The sequence below is a fragment of the Acinetobacter courvalinii genome (genome assembly GCF_014635545.1).
Taxonomy (GTDB): domain Bacteria; phylum Pseudomonadota; class Gammaproteobacteria; order Pseudomonadales; family Moraxellaceae; genus Acinetobacter; species Acinetobacter courvalinii.
Genome location: NZ_BMDA01000004.1, coordinates 210,363 through 234,514, shown reverse-complemented (window position 1 = coordinate 234,514; position 24,152 = coordinate 210,363). Strand labels below are relative to the sequence as shown.

The following is a 24,152-nucleotide window of genomic DNA, read 5'->3' as shown; positions in this document are numbered from 1 at the left end:
GTCGATTTGTGAGTAATCTTTCGCTTCACCGCCGTAAGTTTTTGCACAGATCGTTGCAATCGCAGCAGTTAAAGTTGTTTTACCATGGTCAACGTGACCAATTGTACCCACGTTTACGTGTGGTTTATTACGTTCAAACTTGGCTTTAGCCATGATGATCTTCCTTTATAAACTGCTCATGAGGGTCGCCCATGAGCACTTGGTTTTTTAACTAAATTTTAGTTGGGTAATATAGTAATCGAAAGATTACTCGTCGTCACCTTTTTTACCGCCAGCTTGGAACTTAGCGATGATGCCTTCCGCCACGTTACGTGGAGTTTCAGCGTATTTAGCGAATTCCATAGAGTAAGTCGCGCGACCTTGAGACATAGAACGCATTTGGGTCGCGTAACCGAACATCTCAGCAAGTGGAACTTCTGCTTTAATTGCTTTTGTTCCGCCAGGAAGATCGTCCATACCCTGAACCATACCACGACGACGGTTTAAGTCACCCATGATATCGCCCATGTAGTCTTCTGGAGTTTCTACTTCAACTTTCATGATTGGTTCAAGAAGGATAGGATCTGCTTTCATGAAACCGTCACGGAAAGCGTATGAACCTGCCATTTTGAACGACAATTCATCAGAGTCGACATCGTGGTAAGAACCGTCGAATAATGTCGCTTTGATACCCACAACAGGGTAACCAGCCAATACACCATTCTTCATACGTTCTTGAATACCTTTGTCAACCGCACCAAAGAATTCTTTAGGTACAGTACCGCCGACAACTTCTTCAGCGAATTCGTATTCTTTACCAGCTTCTTCAACATCCATAGGCTCTAAACGAACATATACATGACCGAATTTACCTTTACCACCTGTTTGACGAACAAACTTACCTTCTTGTTCAACAGACTTTTTGATGGTTTCACGGTAAGCAACCATTGGTTTACCAATGTTCGCTTCAACGCTGAACTCACGCTTCATACGGTCAACGATGATGTCAAGGTGAAGTTCACCCATACCAGCAATAATTGTTTGACCAGATTCTTCGTCTGTACGAACGCGGAACGATGGATCTTCTTTCGCCAAACGACCTAAAGCGATTGACATTTTTTCTTGGTCAGCTTTAGTTTTTGGTTCAACAGCCAATGAAATTACTGGCTCTGGGAATTCCATACGCTCAAGTGTAATGATGTTTTTCTCATCACATAATGTATCACCCGTAGTAACGTCTTTAAGACCTACACACGCTGCGATATCACCTGCACGGATTTCATCAAGATCTTGACGTTCGTTCGCATGCATTTGCACGATACGACCGATACGTTCACGCTTAGATTTAACTGGGTTATAAACCGGATCACCTTGTTTAAGAACACCAGAGTAAACACGTACGAATGTTAAGTTACCTACGAACTTGTCGTTCATGATTTTGAACGCAAGCGCAGAGAACGGAGCTTCGTCAGATGCTTCACGAGACGCTTTAGTTTCATCTTTGTCGTCAAGGATACCTTCAATTGCTTTAACTTCTGTTGGAGAAGGCAAGAATTGAATTACAGCATCCAACATACGTTGAACACCTTTGTTCTTGAACGCAGAACCACAAAGCATAACTTGAATTTCAGATGCCAATGTACGAGCACGTAAGCCAGCGATAATTTCTTCTTTAGAAAGATCGCCTTCTTCCAGGTACTTGTCCATTAACTCTTCAGATGCTTCAGCCGCAGCTTCAACCATCTTAGTACGCCATTCGTTTGAAGTTTCAACGAGGTCAGCAGGAATATCACCGTATTCGAACTTCATACCTTGAGATGCTTCATCCCAGATAATCGCTTTCATTTCGATAAGGTCAACTACACCTGTAAATGTATCTTCAGCGCCGATTGGCACAACGATAGGTACAGGATTACCGCCTAAACGCGTTTTAACTTGCTCAACAGCACGGAAGAAGTTTGCACCAGTACGGTCCATCTTGTTCACGAATGCTAAACGAGGCACTTTATATTTGTTTGCCTGACGCCATACAGTTTCAGACTGAGGTTGTACGCCACCAACTGCACAGTAAACCATGCACGCACCGTCAAGAACACGCATAGAACGTTCAACTTCGATTGTGAAGTCTACGTGTCCCGGTGTATCAATTACGTTGATACGGTGTTGTTGGAATTGGTTAGCCATACCAGACCAGAAACAAGTTGTAGCAGCAGAGGTAATTGTAATACCACGCTCTTGCTCTTGTTCCATCCAGTCCATTGTTGCTGCACCGTCGTGTACTTCACCGATTTTGTGAGATACACCTGTGTAGAACAAAATACGTTCTGTTGTAGTTGTTTTACCTGCGTCAATGTGCGCAGAAATACCGATGTTACGGTAATTACTAATTGGGGTTTGGCGAGCCATGATGTCTACATTCCTAAATGTTATATTTAAAACAGGACGCATCAATTAAATTGATGCGCACGAATATCCAAGCAGGCAACTTAAATACCCGCAAAGCCTCCACTTTGATAGAGAGCGATGTTGAATCGAGCTGCAGTACGCATGAATATTCTCCTGATTAGGGACTGTTTTATCCGCTTAGAAACGGTAGTGAGAGAAGGCTTTGTTGGCTTCAGCCATACGATGCACGTCTTCACGTTTTTTGATCGCTGCACCTTTACCTTCAGCTGCATCAAGCAACTCACCAGCAAGACGTAAAGCCATCGTTTTTTCAGAACGCTTAGCAGCAGCATCTACTAACCAACGCATCGCTAGAGCAGTACGACGGGATGGGCGTACTTCCATAGGTACTTGATAAGTAGCACCACCAACACGGCGTGCTTTTACTTCAACCATAGGACGAACTTTTTCAAGAGTAGTCTCGAAAAATTCAACTGGGTCTACTTTGTTTTTTTCTTGAACGCGGTCTAAAGCACCGTAAACGATACTTTCAGCAATAGATTTTTTACCATCTTGCATTACGTGGTTCATGAATTTAGCGATTGTTTGGCTGCTAAATTTTGGATCTGGAAGGATCTCACGAGCAGCGACTACGCGACGTCTTGGCATTTTAATACACCTAATAATATGACACTTCAGGATAATCCAGCAGTTTGTACAAGTGTCATGTACACGACGCTGGCCTTACTATACGTCGCTTGAATTACAAATCTATGAAGAATTCAAACAAGCGAAACGCTAAAGGGTTGCTTGGGCTAGTTTCCTAGAATTACTTCTTAGGACGCTTAGCACCGTATTTAGAACGTGACTGGTTACGATCTTTAACGCCAGCACAGTCTAAAGAACCACGAACGGTATGGTAACGTACACCTGGTAAGTCTTTAACACGACCACCACGGATAAGAACAACACTGTGCTCTTGTAGGTTATGGCCTTCACCACCGATATAGCTAGATACTTCAAAACCTGAAGTCAAGCGAACACGGCAAACCTTACGCATTGCTGAGTTAGGTTTTTTAGGTGTAGTAGTATAAACACGTGTACATACACCACGACGTTGTGGACAAGCCTTCAACGCAGGAACTTTTGATTTTTCAATCAAAGTCGTACGACCCTTACGGATCAACTGATTTGTTGTTGCCATTTGGCAATTCTCCCGTTATTAAACAACCTTAAAAAAAGAAAACGACCTCTTTTTAAGGGCACATAATTGTAAGCTAAGAAGTAAAAATGGTCAACATTGTTAGTGCTGACCATTTCTTGGGTTTGTTATGTTTTGATGTCTAAGACATCAGCCTATGATTAGCTATGTTTTGTTGAAGCAGGTTCGACATCAATTGATTTCTGCTCAGGCGCAACTTGCGCTTCAGCTTCATCGAAAATATCTTCCTGTTCTGCCTTCAATGCGGGTTGCTGTTCAGTATGCTCATGCTCAACCACATGCTGCTCTGCAAGTTGTTGAATTCCTTCCTCTACTTTTTCATCCACTGGCGGTTTGACTGCATCCGTGTCTTTTGCCTGGATCGAAACCTTGGCAATCACATCATTCTTTGGCGCATCTGAAGCTGTAGTCTGCGTAGCAGCAGGCTCTACATTATCCGACTTCTGTTCAGTGGCAACCTCAGCCCCCTCCCCATCCAGAGTCTGATCCTGTTCTGTCTTCAACGCAGGTTGCTGTTCAGTATGTTCATGTTCAGTCACATGCTGTTCTGCAAGCTGTTGAATTCCTTGCTCTACCTTCTCATCAACCGGCGTTTTGGCAACATCACTATCTTTGGCCTGAATTGAAACACTGCTAATGACATCATTTTTTGGTGCATCTGAAATCACACCCTGCTTAACCTCTTCCCCACTTGTATTTAATAAGCGCGGTGCTGCCTTTTTCAATAAAGTCTCGGCTTTATAGTAGGCTTCCAGTGGAGAAATATTTTCATCCGGGTGCTCATTTAAATAGAAACGCGCTGCACCAAAAATAGCTTGTGATTTGTGCCCGACATCTTCCAGCAGTCTCCAGCTATAAAAACCGCTCAACACAGCTCCGGCAACAGGGGTTAGCTTACCGACCACGGAAACTTGAGGAACACGGTTTAACCAGCCAAATTTAAATTGTCCTTGTTCATCTACCAGCCACTTCTTGACCAAATCAAAATCATTATTCGATCCGAGTAGTTGCTGAAACTGTTGCAGGTCATGTGTTTCCAGCATTGACTTCAAGGCTTTTAAAGCCACCAGCAGGGTTTGTTTTTCTGCCACCAGACTCAGGTCAATTTCCTTAAAGATAAACGCCACAATCTCTTGATCAGTCTCTTCCGACAAATCGAAGCCATGGGAACGTCCTGTCTGATAAATGGTTCGCAAGGTCAAAACAATCGAAGCAGGAATATCGATGGCTGCACCCCATACACCTGTTGCCCCTGTGACCGCACCCTGAACAGCTGCCAATAATTTATTCTGCTCAATCAGGGCCTGACTTAAACGTTGGGAACGGCCTGTATCTTTGGTGAGTTCGATAATGTCCTTAACCCCGGCTTCTTCAAGGATTTTTTCAGTCAGGGAACTATTCGAACTGAACTCGTTCAGCCACTGGAATAAATAGTCAGAGGCTTTTTCTCCCAGATCAGGCGATACGAAAGATGCGATACTGTTTACGCGCGTGTAATGACGACCTAGAAACTGATGTGAAAGTTTAGGAAATTGCTGACGTAACATTTGTTGTGGACTTTCATATTTTTCCACTTCAAAAGGGCTTTTAAAACGAGCTTTTCCTTCAACCGTCTTGGAAGTATTTGCAAGTTCCGCCCCAGATGTAATCGGCGCTACTTGAAATTTTTGTAATTCAGAACTGAGCTTTTTAGCCACTCCAAAGGCTTGTGCAAATAAACCTGAAGATTGCTTGTTTTTAGATTTTGTCATCAAGAACCTCTGTTGTGTAATATGTGAATTTCTAGGTAAATACTAGGTTGAATGCAGATTTATCTCAACTTTTATGTGTGTACTTTCATTACGTTTCGTCACCAGAACTGCAATATTTACGAATATTTACACAACTGGAAATAGGCATAAGATTTGCCATAAGAAATAAAAAACCTTTCTGCTATCATGGTGTCATTCACTCATAAGCCATTCTAATCGTTATTTTCTCCTGATTTGTATTCATAGCGAGATGCACAGGGCTTAAGTATTACCATAAAAGGGATCTGTAAATGAAACGTGTTGTAATCACTGGTATGGGCATTAACTCATGTATCGGTAACTCTTTAGAAGAGGTCACTCATTCTTTAAAAAATGGAATCTCAGGCACACGTTTAAACCCAACTTATGCAGAACTGAATTTCAAGAGCCATGTTAGCGCTGCAGCTGAACAGGATTTTGATGGCATTGACCGCAAACTGAAACGTTTTATGGGCGTTTGCGCCATGTATGCCTATAACGCGGCAGTCGCAGCAGTTGAGCATGCGGGACTAAAACAAGAAGATTTGGCAAATAATCCACGCTACGGTATTGCTGGTGGTTCTGGTGGTAACTCAACTGCCTCTGTTGCAGAAATGATCAAACTGCTAGAAGAAAAAGGTGCACGTAAAATTGGTCCTTTCTTCGTGCCGCGCAATATGTCAAATACCATTACGGCAAACGTTGGTGTTGCCTTTAAACTTCAAGGTGTGGCGCATTCGATTACCAGTGCATGTGCAACTTCTGCCGATGCAATTGGTTATGCCTACAACCTGATTCAATTGGGTAAACAGGATCTCATGCTTGCGGGTGGTGGTGAAGAAGATCACTGGTCACAAAGCTTGCTGTTTGATGCGATGGGTGCATTGTGTTCAAAATATAATGACACCCCGGAAACTGCTTCACGCCCATATTCAAAAGACCGTGACGGTTTCGTGATTGCTGGCGGTGGCGGTTTCGTCGTGCTTGAATCACTTGAACACGCACAGGCACGTGGTGCCAATATCCTTGCCGAAGTGATTGGTTATGCAGCAAATAGTGATGGTGCTGACATGGTTGCACCAAGTGGTGAAGGCGCAACACGCTGTATCATCATGGCACTGGATGAAGCAAAGCAGCATGGCGTCGAGCAGATTGACTATGTCAATACTCACGGTACATCAACACCAGCAGGTGACGTAACCGAGCTGAAAGCAATGGAACGTGCATTTGGTGAAGGTCAGGTTCCACCACTCAGCTCAACCAAATCGATGACTGGCCATAGCTTGGGTGCTGCAGGTGTTCAGGAAGCGATTTATTCTGTATTAATGATGCAAAATGACTTTATTGCACCGAACATCAACGTAACCGAGCTGGATGAAGGCGCACAAGGTTTCGATATTGTACTTGAAAAACGTGATGCAAAACTGAATACTGTCATGAGTAACAGTTTTGGCTTTGGCGGTGTAAACGCCTGCCTTATTTTCAAGAAGTGGGATGCATAATCCCGCTTAGCAGGATTATCGATGGATGCACCTTCTGATGCTTTTTTGTGGGTAAAAGCATTACATATTATTGCCGTGGTTTGCTGGTTCGCTGCTTTGTTCTACTTACCACGCCTTTATGTTTATCATGCCATGAGTGAGGATGCCATCAGTCATCAACGCTTTGAAGTGATGGAACGTAAGTTGTATCGCGGGATTATGTGGCCGTCCATGATTGCCACATTAATTACCGCCCACTTTCTGGTCGACTGGGGTGATGCAACCCGGCATTATCATGAAGCCTTATGGTTTTATCTCAAGGTCGGTCTGGTCGGTCTTCTGGTGATTTACCATCTAGTGTGTGGTTATTATCGTAAAAAACTGATTGGCAATGCCCACTACAAAACACATAAGTTCTGGCGCTTCTTTAATGAGATGCCGACCCTGATCTTATTTGCGGTGGTGATTCTGGTTGTGGTAAAACCTCAGTTCTAACTGAGGTTTTTTTATTTTAGAATTCAATACGTCCTATCAATTTTCATACTTGAATTTCAGATGATCAAAGCACTTCAACAGGCGCTAAGACAAATAAATAACTGGTTCATTACAAACTTGATTGTATATCTCAAAATGAATCAGTTTCACTATCGCAGCTTAAGCTCTGGCGAGGTTGAAATTGCACGTCCTGTGTTTGGTGACCTGATTGATTATGCACAGGTCAAAGTTTTTAATATTCCCTATTTGCCCTGGCAACCCGTAAATATATTTATGGCACCAAATGGCAATTTATTTGTACATCAAAAATATTTTAGTACGGATTATTCAAAGTGCTCTCCCTCCTTACAAGGGATTTTTATTCATGAGCTGGCCCATGTTTTACAGTTTCAGCAACAGGTCCATGTCATTTTTAAAGGTGCTGTCCTGCAACTTGGCTACTATCTCAGTTTTAAAACATACGATCCTTATCAATATCAATTTGAACCCAATAAAGCCTTTTCCAGCTACAACATCGAACAACAGGGAGATATTGCACGCGATATTTTCTTCAAGAAAATTCCCAATATTATTCTGAAAAAATAAAAAAGCCCTGTCATTCTATACAGGGCTTTTTAAGTTAAAGCATCGCAACGGGTGTTATGCAGCTGTGCCTTTGCCAGTTTCATTAGCAGGTTCATAATCGACATCCATATCTGTTGTAAAATCTACACGCATTGCATCCTTAACAATGGTACCCATACGTCCAAAGCCTATCGCTAAACCCAAAGCGATCACTGGCAATAAAATCGTTGAACTCATAATCTCTTACCTCACGTTATTTAAAAGAGAATCTGATATTTAAGCTTGTGGTTCTTGTTCACGGAACATGACCGTACCGATACGACCAACCACAACTGCTAAACCAAACGCAATAACTGGAAATAATAAAACTGACATATCAACCACCTCTTGATTTAAGTGTTGCAATACACTTGAGTAAGCTCAAAGTGTATAGCCATTCACATTAATCAGGATCATAGCAGTGCACAAATGTACACTCAAGTGTAGCAAAGATATTCCCGATAAACGGTATATAAAACATACAAAAATCAAACAAGCATCTGAAATAAATATATTTTTTATCAGGTACAGCTGTTCCTCATTTTTTTGAATTATTTAATAGCTTTATCAAAGCCGCTCTTTTTATTAGAAATTTTAGAATTTATTGCACTTGTCACCGGGGTGTCATCTCAATAGGCGAAGATGACATTAAAAAAACTTGATGTGGTTATATTCAATTTATTCACAATCATGCACCATAACTACCTAAACATTGAGAAATGTTGCTTTTTCATACAGAAAAACTCGTTATTTTTACGCAGAAAAATGCGCATTTAGTATATATTAGTAAACTTGTCATTTTTCTTTAAGATATAAAATGTTTGGCGCCATGATATACAATCGTTTTTAACAACTATACTTATATAAATCAAAAACTTGTGTATCAAAACTTGTTAAGACTTAGGATTAGGTTTGAATGAAAAATTTTAAAATTGCCCTTGCTCAGTTCTCTCCGCATATTGGCAATGTTGACTCAAATACTCAAAAGATGATTGAGCAAGCAAATTTAGCGAAACAACAACAGGCTGATTTGATCATCTTTCCAGAACTTTCAACCATCGGTTACCCTGCGGAAGATTTAGTGCTTCGCCCAAATCTTCAAAAACGTACTCAAAAAGCTTTTGCCCAGCTAAGTGAAGTCAAAGACATCGTGATGGTATTTGGCTTTGTACACCAGACCGAAGATGGTCATCGTTATAATTCTGCTGCGGTGATGAAAGACGGTCAGGTACTGGGTATTTATAACAAACATAACCTGCCAAATTACGGTGTGTTTGACGAGAAACGTTACTTCCAGGAAGGCCATCAGCACCTTGTTTTTGAATATCTCGGTCATAAATTTGGCGTCCTGATTTGTGAAGATGTCTGGTCACTCAACACGGTGAAGCAGCTTAGCCAGCTCAATGTTGAAACCGTGCTGGTACTCAATGCTTCGCCTTATGAAGTGGGTAAACCACAGCACCGTATTCAGACCCTGAATGAATTGGCGAAACAGTTGCACCTCAATATTGTTTATGTCAACCAAGTCGGTGGACAGGATGACCTGATCTTTGATGGTTCCAGCTTTGTCAGCAACAATAGCGGTGAGCTGGTATTACAGGCACCGAGTTTCCAAGAAGCTGTTCATTTTGCTGAATATGATGCAGAACAAAAACAGTTCAAGACAGCTGCAGCAGTTCCAGCTTTAGAAACCTTTGCTGAAATTTATCAAGCATTGGTCATGGCAACCCGTGACTATGTACAACGCTCAGGTTTCCCTGGGGTTATTCTGGGTTTATCTGGCGGGATCGATTCAGCATTAACCTTGGCAATTGCTGTTGATGCGATTGGAGCAGACAAAGTCCAGGCCGTGATGATGCCGTATACCTACACTTCACAAATGAGTGTTGAAGATGCGGCTGAGCAGGCGCGTCGTATGGGCGTGACTTTCGGTATTGCCGAGATTCATCCAATCGTGAATAGCTTCATGCAAACCCTATTCCCATTCTTCGGCAATGCCCCTGCGGATGCGACAGAAGAAAACCTGCAGGCACGTACCCGTGGTACCCTGCTGATGGGCCTATCTAATAAATTTGGCAACCTTGTTCTTGCGACAGGCAACAAATCCGAGATTTCAGTCGGTTACTGTACACTTTATGGTGATATGGTCGGTGGCTTCTCGGTACTTAAAGATGTCTACAAAACCATTGTATTTGAGTTGGCCAAATACCGTAACACGCTGGAAGAAACGCCGGTTATTCCTGAACGTGTGATTAGCCGTCCACCATCAGCAGAACTCCGTCCAGATCAAAAAGATCAGGATTCATTACCTGCTTATGATGTACTTGATGCCATCTTGTATGCTTATATAGAAGAAGATCTCAGCCAGGCCGATATCATTGCCAAAGGTTATGAAAGCGATGTGGTCGAAAAAGTAATTCGTCTGGTGGATCGTAATGAATACAAGCGTCGTCAGGGCGCGATTGGGCCGCGGATCAGTTCACGTGCTTTCAGTCGTGAACGACGCTACCCGATCGTCAACGGATGGACCGCGAATGACTGAAAAAATTGTTTCTGAAAAGTCACAATTACTTGCTCAAGCACTTTTGCTTGAGCAAGTTAAGTTTTATAAAAATCAACTTACAACACAACTTTCCGCTGATTTCTTCCAGCAATTTATCCAGCTCTTTCTGCAACATGCACCCAATATTCAACTCAAAGAAGTGGTCGAATTAGCGCAGATTCAGGCTGTGGTCAAACGTTATGCTTTTGAAATGCAGCTGGGTGCAGGCTTACTGGAATTTATTGGCGAGATTGCACAAAGACTGCATGTGTTTTCGCTACAGTCATCCGCCCAGTTACAAGATGTATTTTCAGACCACCAGTTTGAAATGTGGCTGTCCAAGTTTCTGGAACTTGAAAATATCCGTCATTATTTAAACCAGTTTCTAAAAGAAAGCCCTTCTATTCAGCAATTATGCCAATACATTGCGACCACAACCTTACAGAACAAACTACCTAAATTATTTACTCAGTCAGATGACGATAGAACTTCAGAAAGTAAATATGAGTGGCAACAAAAACTAAAAAGCTTTTCACATCGCCAGCAACAGCGTATTGAACAGAAAATTGAAGAAAGTATTGCCCGGTTTATTCAAGAACAGCTGGCCGATCTTAGTCTGCTGTCTAATGACGATCTGGAAAGTCTGGCCCGTAATGTCTGGGATGACAATAAAGCCAAACCTTTATCAGAATATACCAAACAGGTCACGCCACTGGATGTGGAAGAATTCTTTGTCATGATTTATGAATACTGGAAAGAATTACGCCAGTCTGCATTCATACAGGATTTAATCCTTTATGGCGTCAAAGTCTTTTATGATTTCTATAAAGATGAAAGTCTGGCCGATGTCTTTGCTGCCATTGGACTGGAAGAGGCCGACCTGCTGAATGAGGCAGTGCGTTTTTATCCCAAAGTTGTGGCCGCTTTAGACCAGCACGGTGTCCTCGAACCGATCATTACCCTGATCCTGAAACCGTTCTATGACAGCGCTGACACGCTCGCCGCCATCGAAAAACACCTATAAAAATAAAGCCTGTAAATACATCATTTACAGGCTTATATACGTGTCAATTATTTTTAAATCATATAGATAAAAAGAAACCACGCAGGAGCGTGGTTTTTAAAATGGTGGCTATGACGAGACTTGAACTTGTGACCCCCGCATTATGAGTGCGGTGCTCTAACCAACTGAGCTACATAGCCGTAAACTGTGTGCGCATTATCTAGTGTTACGTGCAACGGGTCAAGTCTATGATCTTGAAAATAGAAGACATATGCGTGGTTTTTGCACAAAGATATTATCAACTGTATATTTTTAACTCAAAGTCTGTTCTGATAGCAATTTCCACCTCATCTTCCAGCCGATATTGCTCTGAATACTTCTTTTCGGCTTAATGTTTTTCCCGATAAGACACGTAGGAACAGCCAATGCACGCCACCATAATCATGATAATTGCCAGAATCTGGTAAAGATTCAATGCTTCTCCCAAAATACACCATGCAGCTACAGCGCTAATCGCAGGTGAAGCGCTGAGTAACATCCCGAATACATGTGCAGCCAGTCTTTTCATCGCCACAATATCCAGCAAAAAAGGAATCATGCTTGAGAATAAGGACACAAATACGCAGGTAAAGAAAACCTTATAGGAGCTCACCACTAAATCTAGATGCTGAAAACCTACTGGAAGCGCACATAACGCCGCCACTAACATTCCGACGGCGACAGAACTGCCACCGGCAGAAGCGACTCGTCGTCCATAGATGATATACAACCCCCAGCAGATCGCCGCCGCCAATGCCAACCCCATGCCTTGGTAACTAAAATTCTGGTTAACGCCTCCCAATGGCAATATGACGATTCCAATCAATGCACACCCCGCCCACAGCAGGTCCTGCTTACGCTTGGACATTAACATCGCAACAGTCAACGGACCGAGAACTTCAATGGAAATTGCAATACCAACCGACATATAAGCAAAAGCTTTATAAACCAAAACATTCATTCCACTGATAAACATGCCGTAAATCACCAGATTGCGCCAGTTGGTCTGCTGATAGAACAATTGCCACGGCCTGAAAATAACACAGAGAAGAATGGCGGCTATGCCAAGACGAACCAACGCAACTGTTTCTGGGCCTAAAACCGGAAACAGGGTTTTGGCCACTGATGCTCCGATCTGAACAGATACCAACGATAATGTCGCAGCGAGAAATGCAATGCTTTGTCGCGAATCCAGTCCGACCATGACCATGCCCCGTAATATAGAGATGCAATTTTAATTCACACATCTCCGTTTAATTCTGCAATTTTATGCAAGAATATGAGTAAATTACTCTTTATTATTCTTAGGATGAGAGATTTAATCGTGTCAGACATTTCATTGGATCAGTTCGATTATGCAATTTTAAGACAATTACAACACGATAATAAAATGTCGCATCGGAAAATAGCCGAACTGGTCAATCTCTCCCAAGCGTCAGTACAGCGGCGTATTGCCAGGCTTGAACAAGAACAGGTGATTGAGAAAAATTGTGCCGTGCTCAATCCCAAAAAGTTTGGCGAAAAAATTACATCAATTATTGAAGTGCGTTTAGCGGAAGACCGTTCTATCGTGATGGATCGGGCCAAACAATATTTTGCCCATATCGATGAGATCCAGCAGTGTTATTTCGTCAATGGTGGCGTTTCTTTTATTATCATTATGATTTCCGATACCTTATCCCATTTTGAGGCGTTGGTACGCAAGCACTTTGCAGATAATCAGGATGTCAGCACTTATCGGACACTGATCGTTTTAGATCGGGTCAAAGTCGGATTAGAGTTATCTATTTAAAAACAGCAGATAAAAAGAGACCACGCAGGAGCGTGGTCTATAAAATGGTGGCTATGACGAGACTTGAACTTGTGACCCCCGCATTATGAGTGCGGTGCTCTAACCAACTGAGCTACATAGCCGAAAACTGTGGGCGCATTATCTTAACTTTCGCTACACACGTCAAGCACAATTTTCAAAAAATTTAAGAAGTGGGCCTATAAGCCGGGTTCTGTCGAGGACGATCATTCCTCTAGGCGTACAATCACTCATACGCTCAAGCGACCTACCCGAATCCAGCACGGGCCGTGCCTCAGGATTCCTATTTGGTCTTGCTTCAGGTGGGGTTTACCTTGCCGTGAACTGTTACCAGACACGCGGTGCGCTCTTACCGCACCCTTTCACCCTTACCTCACGAATGAGGCGGTCTACTCTCTGCTGCACTTGCCGTCGGCTTTCGCCGCCCAGGCGTTACCTGGCACCTTGCCCTTTGAAGCCCGGACTTTCCTCCCCTGCTTCAGTCACGGAGACCTCCACAGCAGCGACCGTCCGGCCCACTTCGTGGCGCATCTTACCAAAGTTCGCTGTTAATTGCTTGCATTTTTTTGCGCAGTCAGCTTTTTATATTTCTCCATCAACTCATCATGCGATTCCACATGCTGAGGATCTAGCGGAATACAATCGACCGGGCAAAATAACTGACACTGTGGCTGATCATGATGTCCGATACACTCTGTACACAGTGCAGGATCAATCTCATAAATCAGCTCACCCATATAAATGGCGTCATTGGGACAGACAGGTTCACAGACATCGCAGTTAATGCATTCATCTGTAATATATAAAGACACGTTACCAACCTTGTTGATGTTTACGTTCAAAGGCCTCGACCACAACGCCAGGCACAAATTTGTTTACATCACCTTTTAAACGGGCAATTTCTCTCACCAGTGTCGATGAAATAAATGAATATTGCTCAGATGGAGTTAAAAATACCGATTCAAAATGTGGATCAAGCTGACGATTCATATTGGCCAGTTGAAATTCATATTCAAAATCTGAAATTGCTCTTAAACCACGTAGTACAGCTGTCGCACGCTGTTCACGGAAAAAATTGACCAGTAAGCCATCAAAACCTACAAACTCAACATTGTTCAAATGACTGAGTGAGGCTTTTGCCAATTCAACACGCTCTTCTAAACTAAATACCGGATTTTTATGATGACCAATCGCAATGGCAACCACAACTTCATCAAACATTTTTGATGCTCTTGCAACCAAATCAACATGTCCATTGGTTATTGGATCGAAAGTCCCCGGATAAATCACACGTGTTTTAGACATGCGGTGTACTCTAGTGAATGAGATAAGGTGCGTATTTTAACAAATCTTCAGCCTAAACGCGAAATTCCTAAACATTGGAAAAAGATTGCGTTTTACGGCACAATAGAAGCAATTGTGGAAGTTTGAATTATGGCGCAAGCAACAGTTGTAAAAAAACATAATGGTGGCACGATTGCTCAAAATAAAAGAGCGCGCCACGATTACTTTATTGAAGAAAAATTTGAAGCAGGCATGTCTCTCCAAGGCTGGGAAGTAAAATCCCTACGCGCTGGGCGTATGAGCCTGACGGAAAGCTATGTCATTTTTAAAAATGGTGAAGCTTATTTATTTGGTTCACAAATTCAGCCGTTACTGTCTGCATCAACACATGTGGTTCCAGAAGCAACCCGCACCCGCAAGTTGCTGTTGTCTCGCCGTGAGCTGGAAAAGCTACTCGGTGCAGTCAATCAAAAAGGTTATTCATGTGTACCATTGGCATGTTACTGGAAAGGTCATCTGGTCAAGCTTGAAATTGCCCTGGTAAAAGGTAAGCAATTACATGATAAGCGTGCGACCGAAAAAGATCGTGACTGGCAGCGTGATAAAGCACGTATCCTGCACAAATAAAAAAAACCTCCAATTGATGGAGGTTTTTTTTATTTCGATCTTCAACTTACACATGTTTGAGTCTTAATTCAGCCAGATATTGGCCAAACTTGCGTGCTGTTTCCAGATCACCTTCGGGTGGTGTCACTTCAACACTGGCATTGTCAGATTGCGTCATTAGTCCTAAAAAACTCGACATCCGGTTAATATCCGATTGACCACGCCCAGTGGGCATAAACGGTAAACCTGCCCATAACATGCCATGCTGCATTGCAAATAAATTTATCTGCTGCAATACGGCCAGCTTATCACCGCTGAGTCCACCGCCATTGGTAAAACCGGCAGCCAGTTTGCCTTGCCAAGTACGCGCCAACCAGCGTTTGGAGGAATCTTCCATAAACTGTTTCAAGGCAGAAGTTAAGCTTCCCATATAAGTTGGACAGCCCATGACAATCACATCCGCCTGATCAAGCAAGTCCCATTGCGGTGCAGCCACAGACAACAGATGCACTTCGGCACCTGCCTGCTCTGCGCCCTGAGCAATGTATTGCGCAACTTTGGCCGTGTGCCCATAAGGGCTGTGATAGACCACACACACTTTGACCTGGGAAGAATTCAACTCAATAACAGACATGGAAAATTTAAAAAACCAAGGAATTAGATCAAGTTTAACATTTTTAAATGCGACAAGGCCAATCGGCAATGCAATGCCGGCAATTTATTGCATAAATACAAAGCTGGCCATGCGACCGGTTTTGGCATCACGGCGATAGGAAAAGTAATCCTCAGCTTGCTGATACGAACACTGATCACCACCAAGCACCGTTTCCACGCCCAAACGCTTTAAGATAAAACGAGCGATTGCATACAGGTCTGCCTGATATTTACCCTCGATCTGCCCTGCCATAAATGCAGATGCCAGTTCAGGATATTTCTCACAGAAAGCAGCCTTGACTTCTGCCCCGACTTCAAAACATGGCTGGCTAATAGCGGCGCCTAACCATACCCAACTCGGCTGAGACTGCATTTCAGCGATTGTATTTTCCACAATGCCTGCCGCCAAACCGCGCCAGCCTGCATGCAGGTTGGCAACTTCAGTCCCTTCAGCATTGCCCAAGACTACAGGCAGACAATCAGCTGTCATCATCATCAAGGCATGACCGGCACGTTGTGTAACCAGACCATCGCCCTCAAGGGCAATAAATGGAATTTGCTCATTCACGGTATGACAGATGGTGCTGTGGGTTTGCGTCATCCAGGTGATTTTATCCACACCGAATTCACTCAGTTGATTCAGCAAAATCATACGATGTTGCTGAACACGCTGCGCCTCATCATTGACATGCAAAGCCAGATTGAACCCTGACAAACTCTGATTCGGCGTTGCGACTGTGTCTGGATGGTCAATGCGTGTTTGGCCGACAAAAACACCTTGAGGCAGACCTTGTACAAATTCCATAAATATCTCCAGAGCTATTTTTCTACCGTTAACCTATTCCTAACTCTCGCCTAAAAAAGAAGAGGGAATTTAAAGCACTGTAAGGCATTAAATTCACCAAAGTCTTCCACCTTTAAGGAGGAAGGCTTAGAGGGAGCTAGCGCTTCAATTAATAGGCTTCATTTTCACTGCGTAGCACTTCAACCAGTTGCGTGAAGTCTTCCGGCCACGGCGCCTCAAACATCATTTCTTCGCCTGTACGCGGATGCACCAGACCCAGTTTGGCTGCATGTAAGGCCTGACGCTTAAAGTTACGCAACATATTACTTAACTTTTCTGAAGCACCTGCAGGAAAACGCACACGGTTGATATATACCGGATCTCCAACCAGACCATGGCCTAAATAACTAAAATGGACGCGAATCTGGTGAGTACGACCTGTTTCAAGCTGAGCCTGAACACGGGTAAAGTCACGGAAACGCTCTTTCACATTATAGTGTGTCACCGCATCACGACCGCCTGGCAAGATTGCCATTTTGATACGATCCACTGGATGACGTTTGATCGGCTCATCAATGGTCCCACCCGCGATGATATTGCCGTAGGCAATCAGATCATAAACACGATAAACTGTTTTCTTTGCCAGTTGCTTGCTGAGTGAAAACTGAGCTTCCAGATTTTTAGCCACCACCAGTAAACCACTAGTGTCTTTATCGATACGATGCACCAGACCGGCACGAGAAAGTTCGGCCAGTTTTGGTTCATGATAAAGCAATGCATTTACCAAAGTTCCAGATGGATTACCTGCACCCGGATGCACCACCATGCCAACTTCTTTATTGATCACGATAATGTCGTCATCTTCATAGACAATATTTAACGGAATGTTTTCTGGCTGGCTTGAGGTTTGCGCTTCAAGCTCAACTTCAAGTGTAAGGAGCTCATTTCCTTCACAGCGGTACTTTGGCTTGACAATGTTACCATTTACCAACAGATGGCCGTCTTTCATCCATTGCTTGAGTTTTTCCCGTGAAAACTCGCTCCACACCATTGCGGCAACCTGATCAATACGTTGCCCTAAATAGTTTTCATCGAGTTGAATTTGCAACGATAAACGTGTTGCAGTTGAGTCAGAATTATGATTATCTGCATCGACAGAATCTTCGAGTAAGAAATCTGTTTCAGAGATGTTTGAATTGGAAGATTGTGCTGAAGTCATTTGATGATCGGTACAAAAATGGTTTAATAGCACCATTGTAGCTCATTGCCCAGAATAACAGAGGAGTTTTTATGTCGCTACCACGTTATAAAATTACGGTGCTTGCACTATCTTTAGGTGTAGCGTCTGCATTTGTGGGCTGTAGCAGCAATCCAAGTAAGAAAGAAGTGGTTGATAAAGGACCACAATCAAGTGAACAAGTTTATTTCGAAAAAGCGCAGAAATCACTTGAACGCAATCAATATACTGATGCGGTTAAATCACTAGAAGCGTTAGATACCTATTATCCAACGGGGCAATATACCCAACAGGCACAGCTTGAGCTTCTCTACGCGAAATTCAAACAGAAAGATTATGAAGGGACGATTGCGCTTGCAGAGCGTTTTATTCGTTTAAACCCGCAACACCCGAATGTTGACTATGCTTACTACGTGCGTGGCGTCGCCAACATGGAAATGAATTACGACAGCCTGATTCGTTACACTTCACTACAGCAATCACACCGTGATGTAAGCTATGTCAAAGTGGCGTATCAGAACTTTGTTGACCTGATCCGTCGTTTCCCAAGTAGCCAGTATTCTGTAGATGCTGCACAGCGCATGAAATTTATTGGTCAGGAACTGGCTGAAAGTGAAATGAATGCAGCGCGTTTCAACATTGAACGTAAAGCATGGCTGGCTGCCGCTGAACGCGCACAATGGGTGATTGAACATTACCCACAAACTCCGCAAACCCCTGAAGCTTTAGCCACTTTGGCATATAGCTATCAAAAATTAGGTGATCAGGCGACCTCTCAACAATATGTTGAAATTCTCAAGCTGAACTATCCGAATTTAGTTAAATCGAATGGTGAAGTGAATTTACGTGCAGCACGTAAAGAAGGTAGTTGGGTCAACCGTGCCACTTTAGGTCTGTTAGGACGTGAATCAAAAACCGTACAGGTGAAAGAACAAGCCAAAAGCGATACGGAACAACGCAGCTTAACCAACCGCTTAAGTTTTGGCCTACTGGATAAACCTGAAACTGAAGCAACCGTTGCGCCAGCACCTGTGGCTGCTCCGGAAGCACCCGCAGCAAGTACAGACAAACCAAGCTGGAAAAACCGTTTAAGCTTTGGCCTGTTAGACAAGCCTGAAGCAAAAGCCACGACTGAGGACGATGCTGCAAACTAATTTGCAATCATCTGATACAGCAAACAGGCAAGTCTCCCTTGCCTGTTTTTTATTTTATGCAACAATGATTGCTGACATTTTTGCAGAGCAACGATGTTTTATTTTCTGTCTGAAATGGTTTAACGCACATGGCAATTCCACAGCATACGATTGATCAAATTCTGGATCGAACCGACATTGTCGATTTGATCGGTCAGCGTGTGAAGTTAAAAAAGACGGGCCGTACCTACTCCGGCTGCTGTCCATTTCATCAGGAAAAATCACCGTCTTTCCACGTCTATCGGGACAAGCAGTATTATCACTGCTTTGGTTGTCAGGCCAATGGCAATGCCATCCGTTTCCTGATGGATATCGACGGCCGTAACTTTGTCGATGTGATGAAAGAGCTGTCTAACAAGACCGGTGTCGACCTCCCCAAAGATAATCACGACAATAAAAAACTCTCTTATAAACGCAGTCCACAACAAGCCGCTACACCTCAGCCAGTAAAACCAGCACAAGAAAATCCAGTCGCACCACCTGTAGTCGACGAATTTATCGATGGACATTTTGTCGATATGGATCGGGTGATGGATGATCCGTTTGCCCAGTTTGATCCCTCATTCAACATGGATGAGCAGGTACAGGAAGGTAATCTGTATGATCTGCTGGAGAATGTGGCGCAGTTTTATGAACGCCAGTTACCGAATAGTCAAAAAGCCCAACACTATTTCAGACAACGTGGCCTCTCGGCACAAACCATCCAGTTTTGGCGTTTAGGTTATGCACCAGAAGACTGGCAGCATCTCGAAAAAGCCTTTCCACAAGATATTGAAGGCTTAAAACAGCTCGGCCTGATTCGCTCAAGCGACAGTGGCCGGGATTTTGACTTGTTACGTGAACGGGTGATTTTCCCAATTCGCGATCATAAAGGTCGTGTGGTCGGTTTTGGTGGTCGTGCGCTCAATGACGAGATTAAACCGAAATATATCAACTCACCCGACTCGGAAGTGTTCCATAAAAACCAGTTGCTTTACGGTCTCTATGAAGGCCGTAAACTGAAAGCAAATGACTGGTTGATGGTGGAAGGCTATATGGACGTAATTGCGCTACAGCAATACGGTATCAATGGCGCCGTCGCAACACTTGGAACAGCCAGTAATGCCGATCACTTAACCACGTTATTTAAACAAAACTCTAGAATTACCATTGCCTTTGACGGGGATGCCGCAGGACAAAAGGCCGCACGACGCACGCTGGAAATTGCACTGCCGCTACTGAATGATGGCCGTGAATTAAAATTCTTTGTTTTGCCCAATGAGCATGATCCTGACTCGCTGATCCGCCGTGAGGGTCTGGAAAACTTCCAGAAATTACTGCAACAGGCACCGCTGTTATCCGACTTTGTGTTTGCCCATTTAACCGGCCAGCATGACGTCAGCACGCCTGAGGGTAAAAGTCTGGTGATGGGTGAACTGCGTGAATTGACCGACTTGTTGCCGAAGCACGGTTCATTCCGCTATTTGCTGAGTCAATCTTTCCGTGAAAAGCTGGGTTTAGGCAAACGTTTTACCCCCCAAGTCAGCCACGATGCTTCATTATCTTTTAACATCCAGACCAAAGATGAAGATTTCGCGGTGGCGATTTTGATGCACCATCCCTTCTTGTACATTCATTTTGAAGAATTACGCGCGGTGATTGATCAGGATGAACTGTTGGCAAAAATTTTAGCCGTATTAAATATTGTGTTTGATGAATTGCCTGATGATCAGGAACTGGCAACCTATTATGTGCTAGGTGCATGTAGTAATTATAGTCATGAACTGGCTGATATCATGCAACGCACTAATATTCAGTCTTTAACTCAAGCACCTGAAATTGCAGATAAACTTGCCAAAGAATATGCATTGGGTTTACAAGAAAAATATCTGCGCTTAAAACTTAAATCACCGATTTCCTTGATTGAATCACGCAATTTGCGTCAACAGCTGAATGAGTTAACCAAACAGATTAGTTTGCGACTGTTGTCTTAGTATCGTAGCGTTACTGCCTCGGTTTACGTTCGTGCTCAAATACGTCTTGTAAATGCTGCTGTAGCCATTCGAAATAATCCGGATTTTCAGCTTTGGCGGCCTCTCTTAGCAAGATTGAAGTCGGGTGCATTAACTTCTGGGTTAAACGATGCGCGAACTCGTGTAAGACCTGCTCTGCGGCATGTCCATGCTGTAATGACTCTAAGGCATGCGTCAATTCTTTCTGACTGATTTCTTCACTATGCTGACGATAGGCCTGAATGGTACCACTCGCCTCTTTGACTTTTTGCTGGGTCATCAACTGGGTAGCCAATTGATTGACCATAACCTCGGCTTCAACCGCTGCCTGACGACGTTGTGCCAGATTTTCATCAATCACACTTTGCAAATCATCAACGCCATACAAATATACGTTATCCAGTGATTCAACTTTGGGATCAATATCACGTGGCACCGCTAAATCGACCATCAGCATCTGTTGATAGCGACGTTTTTTCAATGCCGCTTTGACATCTGAATATTCAATCACTTGATGCAAACTACCTGTACAACTCGAGATGACATCTGCTCGATGCAAATTCTGTGCAAGTTCCGTAAAAGGAATAATTTCAACATCAACCTGATGGGCAATTTCCTGTGCCAGAACATCGGCACGTTCACGGCTACGGTTACAGATCAGGATCTTTGCCACCCCCATTTCAGCCAGATGTTTAGCGACTAAACTGTTCATCTCGCCCGCAGCCACCACCATTACGGTCAGTTTTTCTGGACGGCTAAACACTTGTAATGCCAACTGAGCAACGGCATAACCCATTGAAACGGCATGACTTCCGACAGAGGTTTCAGAACGGACCCGCTTGGCGGCATAAAAGGCATATTCAAAGACACTGTTCAGTTCAGGCGAAACGGTTTCTGCCTCTTTTGACAGCGCCAAGGCACTTTTTACTTGCCCCAAAATCTGTGGTTCACCTAGCATCAGCGAATCCAGACCACTGGCAACCCGCATCAAATGTGTAACAGCCTGAGCATTCTCGTAACGATAAACATGATGAATTAACTGTTTTACATCAATATTATTCACTTGGGCCAGCCAATTGAGGACACTTTCGGCATCTTCTGTCATGGCATAGACTTCGGTGCGGTTGCAGGTCGACACCACCACAAGGTCATTCAAGGATGACTTCTGGTTTTGTTCAAGCAATAGCGCAGCTAATCGCTCTGCATTGAAAGCAATTTGTTCACGAAGTTCAACAGAAGCTGTTTGATGGTTGACACCCAATGCAAAGAAAGACATATCAGATCATCATTTCGCTAAATTTATGTTATTGTGCAACATCGGTGTCATAAAAAGCATTACTTTGGATCAATAAAAATTGCGTCAGCTATATCGCCGTACCCTTTTTAGCGGCAAGACGATTAGACGGTATTCTACCACAATCTTGTTGTTAGGTAGCATGAGCTCTTATGTCTCTGCACAAGCAATACACGACATGTATGCAGATAGCAGCTTTGAAAATGCTTTACAACAAAGCATGATTGCTGAATTTTCTCTTGCTTATGATGATATTGCAACTGCTCTACACAATTATACCGTGCTTGCAATTCGTAGTAATTCAACCACAATCAAGCAGCGCGCCTTAGATGTAGCCTTAGAATATAATGACTTACAGTCTGCCTTAGACATTGCAACCCATTGGGTAGAGCAAGAACCCAAAGATGTACCAGCGTTATTCTATTTATCGCATATCGCGCTCAAAACGCATGAGTACGAGCTGGCTGCAAAAACCCTGGATAAAATTTTAAATATTGATCCGACTGCCGATCTGGAAGAAATTTTAGCCGGGATTGCCCCCGAACAGGCACAAGACCGCGAAGTGCTGTTAAATGCCCTGCGTGCCAGCGAAGAGCGTAACAATCCCTCTATTCTGGCCTTGATTGCAGGTTTAGAAGCGCAAGATGGTTTGTATGAACAAGCGCTTAAAAATATTAATCGGGCACTCAGAAAACGCTCGAAAACCACCAGTTTCATTTTAATGAAAGCCAATCTGCTCATGGCTTTGCAAGATGATGAAGAAACACAGAAATGGTTTGCCAAAGCAAGTCGCAAGAACAAAAACAATATTGATATTCGTCTGGCCGAAGCACGCTATTACATTCAGATCAACCAGCAGCAGCAAGCTTTAGAAAAACTTGAAGATATCATTAAAGATCATCCCAAAGCCGAAGAAGCGCTGTTTATTGCAGGTTTGACCAGCATTGACCTGAAGCAATATGAAAAAGCCGAGCAATATCTGGTGGAATTACGTTCATCCGCCAAATATCAAAATGAAGCCTATTACTATCTGGCGATCAATGCCCAGCGCAAACAGCATTATGAAACAGCCAAGGCTTATTATCGTCTGGTCGATGGTAGCCTGTATATCGTTTCCAGACGCAACATGATTGCGATTTTTGAGAAACAGGACCAGCTCAATGATGCCTTACGCTTCCTGACGCAGGAACGTGTTAACTATCCGCAACATGCCAGTTTCCTCTATCAGGCACAGGCCGATATTCTGAAGAAAATGGATAACAAAAAGGCCGCTTTGGCGTTGCTGGATGAAGCCATCAAGAACTTGCCGGATGATCCGGAACTGATTTATGCCGAAGTCCTGTTACTCGACCCATACACAGATCGGGACAAATTAGACAAAACCTTAAAGCAATTGCTGGTGCTTGAGCCAAATAGCCCAACTTATCTAAATGCATATGCCTACACCTTAGCTTTGCAAAACCGCCGCCTCAAGGAGGCGCGTAAATACGCCGAGATGGCACTGGATTTTGCACCTGAACAGGCATCGATTCTGGATACTCTGGGTTATATCGCTTTCTTACAAAATGATTTTGACACGGCTGCCAAAGTGCTTGGTCAGGCCTATTCGCTCAGTCAAAATGTCAATATTGGTATTCGCTATGCCAAAGCCTTGTATATGCAAGGCGCACTCACGCAATTTAGCGAGGTGTTACAGCAATTGAAACAAAAACATGCCAATGCCCCACAATTACAACAGCTTGATAGCTTAATCTTACCCATCACTGTAAAAAAGAGTTAAA

Annotated in this window: 23 protein-coding genes, 2 tRNA genes and 1 other RNA gene; 10 read left to right on the top strand and 16 right to left on the bottom strand. The window is 43.4% G+C overall.

Going from position 1 to position 24,152, the window contains the following annotated elements; all coding sequences use genetic code 11:
- The 5 genes from IEV39_RS15090 to IEV39_RS15070 form a co-directional block, all read right to left on the bottom strand.
- On the bottom strand, positions 1-153 hold a 153-nt coding region (locus tag IEV39_RS15090; protein ID WP_159725216.1), incomplete at its 3' end, for a GTP-binding protein.
- Between the two features lie 93 nt (positions 154-246).
- Positions 247-2,385, bottom strand: coding sequence for an elongation factor G (gene fusA, locus IEV39_RS15085; protein ID WP_005229047.1), 2,139 nt, complete (start codon positions 2,383-2,385; stop codon positions 247-249).
- Positions 2,386-2,562: 177 nt separating this feature from the next.
- On the bottom strand, positions 2,563-3,033 hold the full coding sequence (gene rpsG / locus IEV39_RS15080) for a 30S ribosomal protein S7 (protein WP_004655203.1): 471 nt from the start codon (positions 3,031-3,033) through the stop codon (positions 2,563-2,565).
- A 160-nt stretch (positions 3,034-3,193) separates the two neighbouring features.
- Entirely contained in the window at positions 3,194-3,568 is a 375-nt protein-coding gene (gene rpsL, locus IEV39_RS15075; protein WP_004638184.1) for a 30S ribosomal protein S12, read from the bottom strand.
- 158 nt (positions 3,569-3,726) lie between these two features.
- Complete coding sequence (locus tag IEV39_RS15070; protein ID WP_005283955.1) at positions 3,727-5,337, bottom strand: EcsC family protein; 1,611 nt, start codon at positions 5,335-5,337, stop codon at positions 3,727-3,729.
- A gap of 290 nt (positions 5,338-5,627) precedes the next feature.
- Here IEV39_RS15070 and IEV39_RS15065 point away from each other — a divergent pair, with 290 nt between their 5' ends.
- The 3 genes from IEV39_RS15065 to IEV39_RS15055 are packed head-to-tail and all read left to right on the top strand — an operon-like array spanning position 5,628 to position 7,916.
- A complete protein-coding gene (locus tag IEV39_RS15065; RefSeq protein ID WP_004805136.1) occupies positions 5,628-6,857 on the top strand; it encodes a beta-ketoacyl-ACP synthase II in 1,230 nt (409 codons plus the stop codon).
- Positions 6,858-6,878: 21 nt separating this feature from the next.
- Positions 6,879-7,331, top strand: a complete 453-nt coding sequence (locus IEV39_RS15060) for a CopD family protein (protein WP_005283952.1) — start codon at positions 6,879-6,881, stop codon at positions 7,329-7,331.
- Positions 7,332-7,391: 60 nt separating this feature from the next.
- Complete coding sequence (locus IEV39_RS15055) at positions 7,392-7,916, top strand: hypothetical protein (protein ID WP_005283949.1); 525 nt, start codon at positions 7,392-7,394, stop codon at positions 7,914-7,916.
- Positions 7,917-7,970: 54 nt separating this feature from the next.
- On the opposite strand, the gene IEV39_RS15050 is transcribed toward IEV39_RS15055, so the two are convergent.
- Positions 7,971-8,132 carry a hypothetical protein gene (locus IEV39_RS15050; RefSeq protein WP_005283947.1) on the bottom strand — a complete coding sequence of 54 codons (162 nt, stop codon included), beginning with the start codon at positions 8,130-8,132 and terminating at the stop codon, positions 7,971-7,973.
- Positions 8,133-8,850: 718 nt separating this feature from the next.
- Here IEV39_RS15050 and IEV39_RS15045 point away from each other — a divergent pair.
- Positions 8,851-10,476, top strand: coding sequence for an NAD+ synthase (locus IEV39_RS15045; protein ID WP_005283942.1), 1,626 nt, complete (start codon positions 8,851-8,853; stop codon positions 10,474-10,476).
- Complete coding sequence (locus IEV39_RS15040) at positions 10,469-11,500, top strand: hypothetical protein (RefSeq protein WP_005283939.1); 1,032 nt, start codon at positions 10,469-10,471, stop codon at positions 11,498-11,500. Before IEV39_RS15045 ends, IEV39_RS15040 begins: the two co-directional genes overlap by 8 nt.
- Positions 11,501-11,602: 102 nt before the next feature.
- Here IEV39_RS15040 and IEV39_RS15035 read toward each other — a convergent pair.
- Both IEV39_RS15035 and IEV39_RS15030 read right to left on the bottom strand, forming a co-directional pair.
- Positions 11,603-11,679: transfer RNA gene (locus tag IEV39_RS15035), tRNA-Met, on the bottom strand.
- Between the two features lie 188 nt (positions 11,680-11,867).
- Positions 11,868-12,722, bottom strand: coding sequence for an EamA family transporter (locus IEV39_RS15030; protein WP_005283936.1), 855 nt, complete (start codon positions 12,720-12,722; stop codon positions 11,868-11,870).
- A gap of 120 nt (positions 12,723-12,842) precedes the next feature.
- On the opposite strand from IEV39_RS15030, the gene IEV39_RS15025 reads away from it, so the two are divergent.
- Entirely contained in the window at positions 12,843-13,310 is a 468-nt protein-coding gene (locus IEV39_RS15025) for an Lrp/AsnC family transcriptional regulator (RefSeq protein ID WP_032883228.1), read from the top strand.
- A 45-nt stretch (positions 13,311-13,355) separates the two neighbouring features.
- Here IEV39_RS15025 and IEV39_RS15020 read toward each other — a convergent pair.
- The 4 genes from IEV39_RS15020 to coaD form a co-directional block, all read right to left on the bottom strand.
- Positions 13,356-13,432: transfer RNA gene (locus IEV39_RS15020), tRNA-Met, on the bottom strand.
- 62 nt (positions 13,433-13,494) lie between these two features.
- Positions 13,495-13,850: RNase P RNA component class A (gene rnpB, locus IEV39_RS15015), an RNA gene on the bottom strand.
- Positions 13,851-13,876: 26 nt separating this feature from the next.
- Entirely contained in the window at positions 13,877-14,140 is a 264-nt protein-coding gene (locus tag IEV39_RS15010) for a YfhL family 4Fe-4S dicluster ferredoxin (protein ID WP_005229038.1), read from the bottom strand.
- A gap of 1 nt (position 14,141) precedes the next feature.
- On the bottom strand, positions 14,142-14,633 hold the full coding sequence (gene coaD, locus IEV39_RS15005) for a pantetheine-phosphate adenylyltransferase (protein ID WP_005283930.1): 492 nt from the start codon (positions 14,631-14,633) through the stop codon (positions 14,142-14,144).
- A 129-nt stretch (positions 14,634-14,762) separates the two neighbouring features.
- On the opposite strand from coaD, the gene smpB reads away from it, so the two are divergent.
- Positions 14,763-15,239: an SsrA-binding protein SmpB gene (gene smpB, locus IEV39_RS15000; RefSeq protein ID WP_005229036.1), complete on the top strand. Its 477-nt coding sequence runs from the start codon at positions 14,763-14,765 to the stop codon at positions 15,237-15,239.
- 46 nt (positions 15,240-15,285) lie between these two features.
- Here the strand turns inward: smpB and IEV39_RS14995 are convergent, their stop codons facing one another.
- The 3 genes from IEV39_RS14995 to rluD form a co-directional block, all read right to left on the bottom strand.
- Positions 15,286-15,852, bottom strand: a complete 567-nt coding sequence (locus tag IEV39_RS14995; RefSeq protein ID WP_005283927.1) for a flavodoxin family protein — start codon at positions 15,850-15,852, stop codon at positions 15,286-15,288.
- 84 nt (positions 15,853-15,936) lie between these two features.
- On the bottom strand, positions 15,937-16,677 hold the full coding sequence (pgeF, locus tag IEV39_RS14990) for a peptidoglycan editing factor PgeF (RefSeq protein WP_005283924.1): 741 nt from the start codon (positions 16,675-16,677) through the stop codon (positions 15,937-15,939).
- Positions 16,678-16,825: 148 nt separating this feature from the next.
- A complete protein-coding gene (gene rluD, locus IEV39_RS14985; RefSeq protein ID WP_032883227.1) occupies positions 16,826-17,875 on the bottom strand; it encodes a 23S rRNA pseudouridine(1911/1915/1917) synthase RluD in 1,050 nt (349 codons plus the stop codon).
- 71 nt (positions 17,876-17,946) lie between these two features.
- Here rluD and IEV39_RS14980 point away from each other — a divergent pair, with 71 nt between their 5' ends.
- Positions 17,947-19,047 carry an outer membrane protein assembly factor BamD gene (locus tag IEV39_RS14980; RefSeq protein WP_005283921.1) on the top strand — a complete coding sequence of 367 codons (1,101 nt, stop codon included), beginning with the start codon at positions 17,947-17,949 and terminating at the stop codon, positions 19,045-19,047.
- 128 nt (positions 19,048-19,175) lie between these two features.
- Positions 19,176-21,059, top strand: coding sequence for a DNA primase (locus IEV39_RS14975; protein WP_005283919.1), 1,884 nt, complete (start codon positions 19,176-19,178; stop codon positions 21,057-21,059).
- 10 nt (positions 21,060-21,069) lie between these two features.
- Here IEV39_RS14975 and hemA read toward each other — a convergent pair whose 3' ends face one another.
- Positions 21,070-22,353, bottom strand: a complete 1,284-nt coding sequence (hemA, locus tag IEV39_RS14970; RefSeq protein ID WP_005283917.1) for a glutamyl-tRNA reductase — start codon at positions 22,351-22,353, stop codon at positions 21,070-21,072.
- A gap of 79 nt (positions 22,354-22,432) precedes the next feature.
- On the opposite strand from hemA, the gene IEV39_RS14965 reads away from it, so the two are divergent.
- The gene (locus tag IEV39_RS14965; protein ID WP_005283915.1) at positions 22,433-24,151 is read left to right on the top strand and encodes a tetratricopeptide repeat protein; all 1,719 of its coding nucleotides are present in this window, start codon (positions 22,433-22,435) and stop codon (positions 24,149-24,151) included.
- Position 24,152 lies beyond the last annotated feature (1 nt).